Consider the following 12534-nt stretch of genomic DNA (forward strand, 5'->3'; position numbering starts at 1 on the left):
TAGAATCACTTTCCTATCTATTTAAAAATTTTATCCCAAAAACTTCTTTTTTTATTTTTTTTCTTTTTATTTTCCCATGTAAAATCTCTGAATTTTTCTTGAACTATTTTAGATTGCTCTTTTAATCTAGATTTTCTTCTTTCTAATTCAAATTCATCTAGTTTTATTTTATCTGAATTACAAATTAGTATATCAATTTCTAGTGATAATTTCAACGCATAAATGTTTTTATTATTCATACTAAATGCTTCATTTAACATTTTCCTATATTTTTCAATTTCCGAATAAAAAATAATATAATCATTTTCATCTTTTTCTTTTATTTTTTCTAAACTGCTTAATATAGTTTTGTAATTAGATTCAATTAAAGTAGTAAGTTTAGTTGAAATATTATAAGTTATTATGTCTTTATCTATTATAATCCCATATATTTGATTCATAGTCTCAATAGTAGAAATAAAGGAATTGCATTTTCTAAATGAGATTTTTATAAAATCACCATTTATATTATTAGCTGTATTTTCTAGTATACCATTCGAAAGTTCTAGAAATTTATTGGTTATGCTTTCAGATTGATCGCTTGTGTTAGAAATTACTATATCTTTTATTATTATTTCCTCTATCGAATCTATTTCCTTATTTTTTCGAGTTTCATTACTTGGGATATTAATGCCATTTGAGTTCTTAAAATCTATTTTCTTGATATCATTTATTTTTTTTATAGTATTACCAATAAAATTATCAAGCAGTTCTATTTTAAATTTGTCTAATCCTATTTTTATCTTATTTTTTAATTCAAACTCTAAAATAACAACTATATTATTTAAGGCTTCTACATTATCGTGACAAATGTCAAAGCAGTATTCTAAAATAGTTATGCATAGTTCTAGTTGAGACACTATAAATTTCAGTTTGCTCTTACAATCGTATTTTGTAGCTTTAAATTGATCGAATAACTTCTTCATTCTAATTACTACTAACCTACTGCTTTTAAACGATAAGTATCTTCTTATCTCTGTTATGTTAACAAGGTCTCCATATACAATATTTGAAGTTTCAAGCATTGCAATTAGTGAAATTGATTTTTGGATGAAATCCTCTATCCCCTCTTCATTAAAGTTTCTTTGTAATTCATATAGCATCTCTTTACTCTTCAAAATTGAATCTTTAGTTGAATTTCTTTTAGCTAAATTAATGAGAATAGGAATTTGGTCTATAGTTGTTTCCATTATAACCTTTTGAGAATTTTTTATCGAACTAAGTATACTCTTATAATTACTTATATACTCACGATCACATTTAACAAATGTATTTGAAGAATTTTTAACGTCCAACATATTTTTACCCATAAATTTACCCCTTAAAAAATACTTTATAATATTATTATAAAGTATTTTTCATATTTTTCCAAATTTATTAGATTTTATTTTTTAATTCTTTTAAATTCTTCAATTTCTTTTGATTTGTTTGTTAGATATTCAAATCGTTCATACTTAACCAATAATTTTTCCTCAATATTGTTCTTTTTTTCGGTAAGTTCTTGTAAAAATGAATAATCTGAATAATGCTGTTCTATCTCTTTATCTATTTCTTCCAACATATTTTCTAGATTCATAATTTCATCTTCGATATTATCATATTCTCTTTTTTCATTATATGAAAATTTTGGTTCCTCTTTTAATTTAGTACTATTTTTAATGTCTTTTACTAATCTAGTACTTTCAGATTTTACGTTCTCGTTTGATTGTAATATAATTTTACCATTTATAGCACTATAATTACCATTGTATATTTCTATTTTTTGATTGCCTTCAAAACTAAAAATTTTATTACATACCCTATCTAAAAAATACCTGTCATGAGATACTGTTAATAGAACACCCCTAAATGAATCTAAAAAATCTTCCAATATTTTTAGAGTTTCAATATCTAAATCATTAGTAGGTTCATCTAAAATAAGGACATTAGGATTACCCATTAAAACCCTTAAAAGTTGCAATCTCCTCTTCTCTCCACCAGATAAATTATTTATATAAGTATATTGCAATTGCCCATCAAATAAAAACCTTTCACATAAAGTGGATGCACTAATTTTACTACCGTCAGATAATGGAATGTATTCCCCGCCTTCTTTGACAAAATCAATCACTCTCATTTCACCATTTAATTCAGCACCACTTTGCGTAAATGAACCTATTTTAACAGTATCCCCAATAGAAATTTCACCTGAATCAGTTGACTCTGAACCTTCTATTATTTTTAACAAAGTTGTTTTTCCATATCCATTATTTCCTATAATGCCTATTCTATCTTCTCTTGTAAAAATATAAGAAAATTTTTCAAATAATTTTTTTTCATTATAAGACTTACTTATTTCACTTAGTTCTATGATCTTCTTACCAAGTCTCGGATCAATAACATCTAATTTTATATCATTATTAGCATCCACAAATTCTTTATTTGTTAATTCGTCGAATCTTTGTATTCTTGCCTTTTGCTTTGTAGTTCTAGCTTTGGCCCCTCTTCTTATCCACTTCAACTCATTTCTTATTAGTGATTGTCTTTTGATTTCTTGATTTTTTTCATTTTCTATTCGCTCCACTTTTTTTTCAAGAAAATATGAGTAATTACCTTGGTATGAATATAAATTCCCTCTATCTAACTCTAAAATTCTATTAGTAACTCTATCTAAAAAATATCGATCGTGAGTTATCATTATGATGGCACCCTTATAATTACTTAAATATTCTTCAAGCCAACTAATCGTATCAGAATCTAGATGGTTTGTAGGTTCATCTAAAATTAGTATATCACTAGGTGTAATAAGCGTTTGTGCCAAAAATACTCTCTTAACTTGTCCGCCTGATAATTCATTCATTTTTTTATCATATTCATGGATTCCTAATTTATTTAAAATGATTTTCGCTTCACTTTCAAGGTCCCATAGTCTTAAATTATCTATTTCACTTTGAAGAGTCAATAATTTTGATTGATTACTCTCCGATTTTAAATTAGCGTTTATCATAATTTCATATTCTTTAAGTAATTTCATTTCTTTAATTTCTGCACTAAACACTTGCTCTATTACGGTTTTATCGCCCTCGTATGTACTATTTTGCTCTAAATACTCAATTCTGATATTTTTTCCTTTGATTATACTCCCTTCAAAAAATTCATCTCTACCTGCAATAATTTTCAATAATGATGACTTTCCCGTTCCATTTATTCCTATCAAACCAATTTTATCTGCACTATCTACTCCTAATGATATATCCTTTAATAAGATTTTTTCACTATATTGTTTATTTATTTTTTCTAATGTTAATAAATTCATATCCTACTCCTAATCATTTTATTATTATAATTTTATCATTAATTTAACTTATAGTAAAAAAGAATGATATAATTTTTTAGAGGTGACTAAAATGTTATTGAATAAAAAAGATTCAATTTTAATAATCGCATTATCAAACCAATTAAATATCAACTTTTCAAGTAAAGTTGATTATATAAAGGATCAGTTAGAAAGTTTAGAATTAAATGTTATTATTTCAAAGTACATTTATGGTGAAAATGAGTCTAAAGACATTAAAGATAGAGCCGCTGAGCTTAATTCTTTTTTTGATAATAACGAAATTTGTGGTATATTCGATATTTCAGGCGGAGATTTAGCAAATGAAATTATTCCATATATAAATATAGATTCACTAAAAAATTATTCCGGATTTTATGCTGGTTATAGCGATCTTTCTGTAATTATATCTATTTTTTTAAAGTTCAACAAAAAGACAGTGTATTATAATATAAAAACTTTGCTCTGTAACAAGAAAATTTCTAAGGATAACTTTTATAAAACATTCATGTGTGATGCTAAAAACTCGGATTTACTGAGTTTTACAAATCATTATAAAAACCTTGGAAAATATAAATTGATAGGTGGAAACATTCGTTGTATTTTAAAATTAGCAGGTACAAATTTATTTCTTGATCCTTCTGGGTCTATTGTTTTTTTTGAATCTTGTAGTGGTGACATAAAAAAGATAAGGTCATACTTAGCTCAGTATGAGCAGTTGGATTTTTTTAAGTCTTGTAAAGGAATTTTATTAGGTCAATTTACAGAGATTTCTCAGAAGAATGAATACGACGATTTACTAGATGTTTTCTACGAAATAGCTCTTAAATATGATGTCCCACTTTCTTATACAAATGAGGTTGGACATTCTGAAGATAGTAAAGCCTTATTCTTAAATAAAAGCTAAATATAAATAAGCAATGATTAAGTGATCATTGCTTATTTATATTTATTTTGTTAAAAGCTATTCTTTTAGATATTTCCATACTATCTTTATCTATTTTGATTTTAAATATATTAGGGCAACTTTCTTTTCTCCAAATTCTCATGTATTTAGGATTTATTTGTGTACAGTAAAAGAACCTTTCTTCTAATTCATCTGAAAATTCAAAGAATTCTGTATAACTTCTTGTATCTAACTTAATTCTTTCTTTCTTTAAATTGCTGAATATAGGTAAGAAGTATTTCATAGGAATAATATAATTATATATTCCTTTATTCCTTTTAGACTCAATAATCGCCCTTTTTAATAATTTGTTATCTTCGTCACATTTATCTAGTCCTAATCTAAAAATAGGTTCCCCTGAATAACTTTTATCCAATCTTATCTTTATCATTTCATCACCATCTTTAAGTTTTTCTACTATAATTCTATCATAAAAAAAGCTAGAAATTTCTAGCTTTTATAATTTAAAATATTCAATTAATAATTCTTTCTCACCATTTAAAAAATCGTAATTTTCAATAGATTCTTCATTTACCCATTCAATTTCCTTTACATTTTTCCCCAAGTTTATGTATTCTTTTAACTTTCCTTTAAATAAATACACGCTTTGATCCTCTATTAGAAATTCATCTACCTCTTCTAAATCAAATAATAACGTATTTAATACTTCTTTTACACAATTATTAATACATTTCTCTTTCGTTTCTTTACCCTTGCTTTCTCTACCTATAAGTTGCCACTTTATTGGATCATTTTTCTTTCCCTTTGCTATTATTAATACATTATTAAAATCATCTTTTATTATTACAGAACACTTTTGATTTTTACCCATTATTTCCCCTCCATAAATTAAACTACTATTCAATTATACAATATTCGATAAAAGATTGCTAAATTCCTTTATTTTTATATGTTTTTTTAATTAACTATAAACTTAATTAATTTATTGCATATATAGTTATACTTTATAATAAAAATCTGATATTATTAAGTCACATAGAAATGGAAGGAACGGTCTTATGCTTAGTCAATTAGAAATATTTAATATATTTAAAACAATAGTGGAAAATAAGAATAACGAAATAAAATACGGGATACATGAAGATATATATACCTTTTCACCGGATGTTGAAAATAAGATAAACTTAATAGAAACTGAAAAATTCAATTCTCTATTAGAATTTTTAGAAGAAGAAGCAACTATCTTTTTAGAAAACAATGAAGATTTCTTAGACCTTTACAATCAGATAGAATTTTTTTGCATCACTAATAACGAAAAAATTAATTTAATAATAAAATAGAGGTCATTTGACCTCTATTTTATTATTAATCCAACCGGACAATGGTCAGATCCCATAACATCCTTATAAATAAGTGAATCTACTATGTTTTCTTTTAAATCACTAGATACTATAAAATAATCTATTCTCCATCCAGCATTATTTTTTCTAGCATTAAATCTATATGACCACCATGAATAGGCACCTTCTAAATCAGGATATAAATATCTAAAACTATCTACAAAACCGCTATTGAGAAGTTCTGTCATCTTACCTCTCTCTTCATCGCTAAATCCAGCATTTTTTCTATTAGTTTTTGGGTTTTTTAAGTCTATTTCTTCATGTGCGACATTTAAATCCCCACATAAAATTACTGATTTTTTTTCTTTAAGCCCCTCTAAATATTCTCTAAATATATCTTCCCAAACCATTCTATAATCGAGCCTTGCAAGCTTATCTTTTGAGTTTGGTGTATATACGTTAACTAAGAAGAAATCTTCAAATTCTAATGTAATTACTCTACCCTCATTATCATGTTCTTCTATACCTAGCCCTAGTTTAACAGATATAGGTTTGATCTTAGAAAATATTGCTGTACCAGAATAACCTTTTTTTTGAGCATAATTCCAGTAGCAATAATAATCTTTTAATGCCAGATCTATTTGACCGTCTTGAAGTTTTATTTCCTGTAAACAAAAAAAGTCCGCGTCTATTTCATTAAAAAGCTCCATAAACCCTTTATTTACACAAGCTCGTAATCCATTTACATTCCATGAAATTAATTTTTTCATATTTTTCTACTCCTTAATATGTAATCTTTTGTACTATTATATCACATATAATTTTAATTTTTAAATGAGTGAATTGGTGCGGGAATTCTTCCTCCTCTATCTATAAATTCTTTAGAAGAATATTTGTTGACCTTCATTATAGGTGCCCTCCCTAAAAGTCCGCCAAATTCAACTATATCTCCTACCTCTCCCCCAGGTACAGGTATTATTCTTACAGCAGTTGTTTTATTATTTATCATTCCAATAGCAGCTTCATCTGCTATCATTGCAGAGATAGTTTCTGATGGTGTATCACCAGGTATAGCAATCATATCCAATCCTACAGAACATACAGCAGTCATAGCCTCAAGTTTATCTATATTTATAGCTTCATTAATAACTGCATCTATCATGCCAGAATCCTCTGAGACTGGTATAAACGCTCCACTTAATCCTCCTACATGTGTACATGCCATTACACCACCTTTTTTAACTGCATCATTAAGAAGGGCTAATGCTGCAGTTGTTCCATGTGTACCAACGCTCTCTAATCCCATTTCCTCAAGTATATGCGCTACAGAATCACCTATTATTGGAGTCGGTGCTAAAGATAAATCTACTATTCCAAATTTTACTCCAAGCCTCTTCGAAGCCTCATTGCCCACTAATTGACCCATTCTTGTAATTTTAAATGCAGTTTTCTTTATTGTTTCATATAAAACATCAAAACTTTCTCCTTTAACACTTTTAAGCGCCCTTTGAACTACTCCTGGTCCAGACACCCCGATATTTATTACAACATCCTCTTCTCCAACTCCATGAAACGCCCCAGCCATAAAAGGATTATCTTCGACAGCATTTGAGAATACAACAAGTTTTGCGCATCCTAATCCATTTTGAGATTTAGTTAGTTTTGCAGTTTCTTTTATAATAATCCCCATTTCTTTTACAGCATCCATATTTAACCCTGACCTTGACGAAGCTACGTTAATTGATGCACAAACTTTTTTTGTTTTGCTTAATGCTAAAGGAATTGATTTGATCAATTTTACATCACCTTTTGTGTATCCTTTTTGAACTTGTGCTGTAAATCCACCTATAAAATCAATATCTAATTCATTAGCTACTTTATCTAGAGTAATAGCATATTTTAGATAATCTTCATCTTCTGATGCAGCTGCAACTATAGAAATTGGTGTTACTGAAATTCTTTTATTGATAACTGGTATCCCAAACTCATTTTCTATATCATTCCCTACCTTAACTAAATCTTTCGCTTTTTGAAAAATCTTATTATATATTTTTTTACAAGCTTTATCTGAATCAGAGTCTATACAATCTAGTAATGATATTCCCATAGTTATAGTTCTTATATCAAGATTCTCTTCATCTATCATTTTAAGTGTTTCAATTATGTTACCTGTATTCATAAATACCCCCTATATATTGTGCATTGATTCAAATATTTCTTCTCGCTGTATTTTAATATCTAAATTCATCTTTTTACCTAAATTAGTTAATTCATTTTTAATTTCATCAAAAGAAAAATCCGACCTTACTAAATCTACAACCATAAACATTGTAAAATGACTATTCATAATAGTTTGATTTACATCTAAAATATTAATATTTAACTTACTTAACGCATTACTTATACCTGCGATTATTCCAATTTCATCCCTACCTACGACTGTTAAAATCCCTTTCATTTTTACCTCCATATTATACCATTAAAGTTATTTTTTATTTTATCGATTTATTATTTTTTTGTCAATTAGATACAAACATTTATTCAAATTAGTCCATACTTTATATACTAATCCATACATATTTTTATATATTTTTCGTTTTTTATTTAATTAAGTAAAATTTATATCTTAATTTTTCTAAACATTTATGCTTTTAAACACTTTCATATTTTATTAATATTTAATAGATAGACATGCTTATACAGTTTATAAGATAATATTTATTGTTAAATCAAAGGAGGAAATTATGGATATTAGTAAAATAATAGATTTTTGTTTTCATTGGATTAAAACTAGTGGAATAAAACTTTTAATTGGTGTTATTGCAGTTTTTATTTTTTGGAAGTTAATAAATAAAACCTTATCATCTTTAAATAAGTTTCTCTTAAGTAAAAATTTTGATGAAACTCTAATTTCATTTTGCCATGCTTTTGCAGATATAGGCCTTAAGTTTTTACTCATAGTAGTTGTTATGGATTATGTAGGAATAGCAACTAGTGGTATTGCTGCTTTATTAGCTTCTGCTGGACTTGCTGTAGGACTAGCATTACAAGGTAGTTTAGGTAATTTTGCAGGTGGTGTAATAATATTAATTTTAAGACCTTTTAAAGTAGCTGATTATATTGAGTGTGAAAAATACCAAGGTGTAGTTGAGAAAATAACAATATTTTACACACATATTATAACTGTAGATAACAAAGAAATTACTATACCAAATGGCAAGTTATCAAATGGAACCGTTATTAACTATTCGTCAAAACCTACGCGAAGAGTAGATTTAACCGTTTCCGTAGGATATGATGAAGATATATTATTAGTAAAATCACTATTACAATCAATAGCATTAAAAAGTGAACATATTATTAAAGACCAAGAACCATTTATCGCATTGTCAAAACACGCTGCAAGCTCATTAGATTTTGTTCTTAGAGTATGGACAAATACAGAAGATTACTGGACCGTTTATTTTTATTTATTAGAAGAAATTAAACTTAAATTCGATGAAAATAATATTTCTATGCCATATCAGCAAATGGATATACATATGATTAAATAAAGATACCTATTCGGGTATCTTTTTCTTTATTATTTAAATCCTATGTATTATAATATATGTAATAATTAAACAATAGAGAGGGGGCATCACTTTCGAGTGATTCTTATGGAAAATACAATAATAGACTGGAACAATTTGGGTTTCGATTATATCAAAACTGATTTAAGATACATATCAGTTTGGGAAAATGGAGAGTGGGATAATGGTGTACTTGTTAAAGATAATACATTGTGCATCGAAGAGGGCTCTCCTGCATTACATTACGGTCAACAGTGTTTTGAAGGATTAAAAGCATACAGAACAAAATCTGGTGAAATACAACTATTCAGACCAGATGAAAATGCAAAAAGATTAAATAGTAGTGCTGATAGATTATTAATGCCAGAAGTTCCGGTAGAAAAATTTATAGACGCGTGCAAGCAAGTCGTTAAGGCAAATGAAAGATTTGTTCCACCTTATGGTACTGGAGCAACTTTATATTTAAGACCTTTTTTAATCGGTGTTGGGGATAACATAGGATTAAAACCTGCAAATAAATTTATTTTTTCTGTCTTTTGCATACCAGTTGGTCCTTACTTTAAAGGTGGTATGAAACCATTTAATTTTATGATTTCTGACTATGATAGAGCTGCACCTAAAGGTACTGGCGCTGCAAAAGTTGGTGGAAATTATGCAGGTAGTTTGATTGCTCAAAAAAAGGCTAAAGAAAAAGGATATGCAGATGCCATATTCTTAGACCCTGCTACTCACACGAAGATTGAAGAAGTTGGTTCTGCTAACTTCTTTGGGATAACTGCTAATAATGAATTCATTACTCCACTTTCACCTTCCATTTTACCTAGTATAACAAAATATTCTCTATTAGCGATAGCTAGAGATTACTTTGGAATGGAAGTTATAGAAGGAGATGTTCTTGTTTCAGAGTTAGATAAGTTCATTGAAGCTGGGGCTTGTGGAACAGCAGCTGTTATTACTCCAATTGGAGGTATTGAATATAATGGTAATTTACAAGTTTTTCACAGCACAACAGATGTAGGTCCTGTTACAAAAAAATTATATGATACATTAATAGGCATTCAATTTGGTGATGTATCTGCACCTAATGGTTGGATATATACAGTATAAAATAAAAACTCAGAGATTTATCTCTGAGTTTTTATTATTATCTCATAGTTTGGTTTATATAATCTTATGAAGTCATAAAATTCTTTAGAATGATTTGGGTGAAAAATATGTGCATATTCGTGTAAAACAACATAATCAATAAAATCCATAGTTTTTGTTAGTAATTCAATATTTAAGTTTATATATCTTTTATTATAGTTACAACTACCCCATCTTGTTTTCATTAACTTCAACCTGATTTTTTTAGAATTAATATTTAAAATCTTCTCCCATTTTTTACAAAATCCTAATAGTATATCTTCTGCTCTTTTTTTATACCAATTTAACAGAGATGTATTTATGTCCTCTTTCACTATAGGTATAACAATTAAATTATCCTTAATTGATATTTCAGTTATAGATTTTTCTAATTTCAAAGTGTATTTTTTACCTAAGTATAATATTTCACTTAGAGGTTCTTTATCTAAAAGATACGCAATTTTAAAATCATTTATTTCTTTTTTAAATTTCTCTTTAAATTTTTGGATATATTTTTCTATTAACTCATATGGCATTCCGAAAGGCGCTATTACAATAATTTTTCTATTTCTAACTTTGAATTTTATGTAATTTGTATTTTTTCTTATAAGTTCATAATTCATAACTTAACACTTTAAACCTAAAATAGAATTCAATTTATCAACGTCTACATTAATCAAAAAATCATTAAGCAATAAATCGAATTTACTCTTTTTATATTTTGAGTAAAATTTATTTTCAATTGTTTGATTTTTTAATATTACATTGAATTTAATTTTAAGTATCTCTAAAAATGCCTTCCTAAATTCATCGCTTTCAAACAACCCATGAAGATACGTACCAATTACATAACCACTATCATCCATTATACCAATTATATTATTATAACCATCTACTATAAAAGGTATTGCCGCTTCATTTATTTTATATTCGCAGTTAATCAATTCATAGCCGTATACTTTTTTACCTATTAAATCACTATATATATCTATAGAATTTACAATTTGACCTTTAGTAACAACTGTTTTTTTATTTAAAGTAAATATTGTATCAATTGGAAGCAAATTTATGCCTTCGACGGTTTCATCCTTTTCACCCTCTAAGCCATATATATCATTTATTGTTTTCCCAAGCATTTGAAATCCTGATCCAACTCCCAATATAAATTTTCCTCTGTTTTTTTGCCTTATTATCTCGTCTAAAATTCCTTTATCTTTTATATATTCTAAATCACTTAAAGTGTTTCTAGATCCCGGAATAATAATTATATCTTTATCCGAAAGTTGATCTTTATCATTAATATAGGTTATCTTTACATTATCTTCTTTTTCTAAAGGGTAAAAATCAGTTTTTTTACTTATTCCAGGAAAATTTATTATTCCAATTTCTAATATTGTTTTCTTATCAAAATAAAATCTTTCATTAACAACCCTTTGCTTTTCAATATCATAATTCATTTCTGGTATATTACCTATTATATTTAAACCAAACTCATCACTAATCCTATTCAAAAATATGTTATGGTCGCCTTCATTTTCAATATATTTATTTAAAAATATACCTCTAATGATTTCTAATTCATCTTTTTCTAGTAATTTTAATGTTCCATATAGTGAAGGAAATGCATCCTCTTTTGAACAATCTACTATTAAAATCACATCTGAATTTGTTCTCTTTGCCATCTCAAAGTTTAAAAAATCCCAGGGCTTATTTTGCATACATTTACATGCACCTTCACCTTCTAACACTATATAATCATATTCTGATTCTAAATTCTCAAATACAGTATTGAATAATTCTTCAAATTCTTGTCCACATTCTTTTAATAGACTATATTCTATATCCCTATAAAATTTACCGTCAATATATAGTTTTTTATTGTCCCCTAGCAACTTAACAAGAGCTGGATTTACTTTTGTTGTTACTTGAATGTCAGAAGCCTCAGCTTGAAGTGCCTGTGCCTTACTTATAACCTCCATACCGTTTATAGTCTCTATCTTTTTAGTTATGTTTAAGAGCTTAAATGGTGATACTTTCTTATTATTTACAGTTAAATATCTACAAATTATAGTTGCTAAGAATGATTTACCTCCACCCTCTGAATTACTCAATATCATTATATTTTTACTCAACTTTACATCTCCCTTTCTCATATCATATCTTTTATTGTAATTGATATTTTTTAAATAATACTCTCTATTTTATTAATATTATAATAATTTTCTTAGTTTCTTATAA

The 12534-nt window shown here is 27.0% G+C and carries 13 protein-coding genes; 4 read left to right on the forward strand and 9 right to left on the reverse strand.

The window, feature by feature from the left end; translation table 11 throughout:
• Positions 1–17: 17 nt before the first annotated feature.
• Both INR60_RS05340 and INR60_RS05345 read right to left on the reverse strand, forming a co-directional pair.
• The gene (locus INR60_RS05340) at positions 18–1349 is read right to left on the reverse strand and encodes a hypothetical protein (RefSeq protein WP_194190444.1); all 1332 of its coding nucleotides are present in this window, start codon (positions 1347–1349) and stop codon (positions 18–20) included.
• 74 nt (positions 1350–1423) lie between these two features.
• On the reverse strand, positions 1424–3334 hold the full coding sequence (locus tag INR60_RS05345) for an ABC-F family ATP-binding cassette domain-containing protein (RefSeq protein WP_194190445.1): 1911 nt from the start codon (positions 3332–3334) through the stop codon (positions 1424–1426).
• Positions 3335–3425: 91 nt separating this feature from the next.
• Here INR60_RS05345 and INR60_RS05350 point away from each other — a divergent pair, with 91 nt between their 5' ends.
• Positions 3426–4259, forward strand: coding sequence for an LD-carboxypeptidase (locus INR60_RS05350; protein WP_194190446.1), 834 nt, complete (start codon positions 3426–3428; stop codon positions 4257–4259).
• Between the two features lie 25 nt (positions 4260–4284).
• Here INR60_RS05350 and INR60_RS05355 read toward each other — a convergent pair whose 3' ends face one another.
• Both INR60_RS05355 and INR60_RS05360 read right to left on the reverse strand, forming a co-directional pair.
• Positions 4285–4689, reverse strand: a complete 405-nt coding sequence (locus INR60_RS05355) for a hypothetical protein (protein WP_194190447.1) — start codon at positions 4687–4689, stop codon at positions 4285–4287.
• A 66-nt stretch (positions 4690–4755) separates the two neighbouring features.
• Positions 4756–5130, reverse strand: coding sequence for a hypothetical protein (locus INR60_RS05360; protein WP_194190448.1), 375 nt, complete (start codon positions 5128–5130; stop codon positions 4756–4758).
• A 187-nt stretch (positions 5131–5317) separates the two neighbouring features.
• Here INR60_RS05360 and INR60_RS05365 point away from each other — a divergent pair, with 187 nt between their 5' ends.
• The gene (locus tag INR60_RS05365; RefSeq protein ID WP_194190449.1) at positions 5318–5599 is read left to right on the forward strand and encodes a hypothetical protein; all 282 of its coding nucleotides are present in this window, start codon (positions 5318–5320) and stop codon (positions 5597–5599) included.
• A 14-nt stretch (positions 5600–5613) separates the two neighbouring features.
• Here the strand turns inward: INR60_RS05365 and INR60_RS05370 are convergent, their stop codons facing one another.
• The 3 genes from INR60_RS05370 to INR60_RS05380 are packed head-to-tail and all read right to left on the reverse strand — an operon-like array spanning position 5614 to position 8057.
• Entirely contained in the window at positions 5614–6369 is a 756-nt protein-coding gene (locus tag INR60_RS05370) for an exodeoxyribonuclease III (RefSeq protein ID WP_194190450.1), read from the reverse strand.
• A gap of 53 nt (positions 6370–6422) precedes the next feature.
• A complete protein-coding gene (locus tag INR60_RS05375; protein WP_194190451.1) occupies positions 6423–7778 on the reverse strand; it encodes a PFL family protein in 1356 nt (451 codons plus the stop codon).
• Positions 7779–7787: 9 nt separating this feature from the next.
• Complete coding sequence (locus tag INR60_RS05380) at positions 7788–8057, reverse strand: ACT domain-containing protein (RefSeq protein WP_194190452.1); 270 nt, start codon at positions 8055–8057, stop codon at positions 7788–7790.
• A 286-nt stretch (positions 8058–8343) separates the two neighbouring features.
• Between INR60_RS05380 and INR60_RS05385 the strand changes: the two genes are divergently transcribed.
• A complete protein-coding gene (locus INR60_RS05385) occupies positions 8344–9153 on the forward strand; it encodes a mechanosensitive ion channel family protein (protein WP_194190453.1) in 810 nt (269 codons plus the stop codon).
• A 105-nt stretch (positions 9154–9258) separates the two neighbouring features.
• Positions 9259–10278: a branched-chain amino acid aminotransferase gene (locus INR60_RS05390; RefSeq protein ID WP_194190454.1), complete on the forward strand. Its 1020-nt coding sequence runs from the start codon at positions 9259–9261 to the stop codon at positions 10276–10278.
• Positions 10279–10295: 17 nt separating this feature from the next.
• On the opposite strand, the gene INR60_RS05395 is transcribed toward INR60_RS05390, so the two are convergent.
• On the reverse strand, positions 10296–10919 hold the full coding sequence (locus INR60_RS05395; RefSeq protein ID WP_194190455.1) for a M48 family metallopeptidase: 624 nt from the start codon (positions 10917–10919) through the stop codon (positions 10296–10298).
• A 3-nt stretch (positions 10920–10922) separates the two neighbouring features.
• On the reverse strand, positions 10923–12428 hold the full coding sequence (locus INR60_RS05400; protein ID WP_194190456.1) for a cobyric acid synthase: 1506 nt from the start codon (positions 12426–12428) through the stop codon (positions 10923–10925).
• Positions 12429–12534 lie beyond the last annotated feature (106 nt).

This window comes from Clostridium chrysemydis, assembly GCF_015234215.1.
In the GTDB taxonomy this organism is placed as follows: domain Bacteria; phylum Bacillota; class Clostridia; order Clostridiales; family Clostridiaceae; genus Clostridium; species Clostridium chrysemydis.

Coding starts and splice junctions, on each gene's coding strand:
- INR60_RS05340 (WP_194190444.1), bottom strand. CDS start 1,349: ATGGGTAAAAATATGTTGGACGTTAAAAATTCTTCAAATACATTTGTT.
- INR60_RS05345 (WP_194190445.1), bottom strand. CDS start 3,334: ATGAATTTATTAACATTAGAAAAAATAAATAAACAATATAGTGAAAAA.
- INR60_RS05350 (WP_194190446.1), top strand. CDS start 3,426: ATGTTATTGAATAAAAAAGATTCAATTTTAATAATCGCATTATCAAAC.
- INR60_RS05355 (WP_194190447.1), bottom strand. CDS start 4,689: ATGATAAAGATAAGATTGGATAAAAGTTATTCAGGGGAACCTATTTTT.
- INR60_RS05360 (WP_194190448.1), bottom strand. CDS start 5,130: ATGGGTAAAAATCAAAAGTGTTCTGTAATAATAAAAGATGATTTTAAT.
- INR60_RS05365 (WP_194190449.1), top strand. CDS start 5,318: ATGCTTAGTCAATTAGAAATATTTAATATATTTAAAACAATAGTGGAA.
- INR60_RS05370 (WP_194190450.1), bottom strand. CDS start 6,369: ATGAAAAAATTAATTTCATGGAATGTAAATGGATTACGAGCTTGTGTA.
- INR60_RS05375 (WP_194190451.1), bottom strand. CDS start 7,778: ATGAATACAGGTAACATAATTGAAACACTTAAAATGATAGATGAAGAG.
- INR60_RS05380 (WP_194190452.1), bottom strand. CDS start 8,057: ATGAAAGGGATTTTAACAGTCGTAGGTAGGGATGAAATTGGAATAATC.
- INR60_RS05385 (WP_194190453.1), top strand. CDS start 8,344: ATGGATATTAGTAAAATAATAGATTTTTGTTTTCATTGGATTAAAACT.
- INR60_RS05390 (WP_194190454.1), top strand. CDS start 9,259: ATGGAAAATACAATAATAGACTGGAACAATTTGGGTTTCGATTATATC.
- INR60_RS05395 (WP_194190455.1), bottom strand. CDS start 10,919: ATGAATTATGAACTTATAAGAAAAAATACAAATTACATAAAATTCAAA.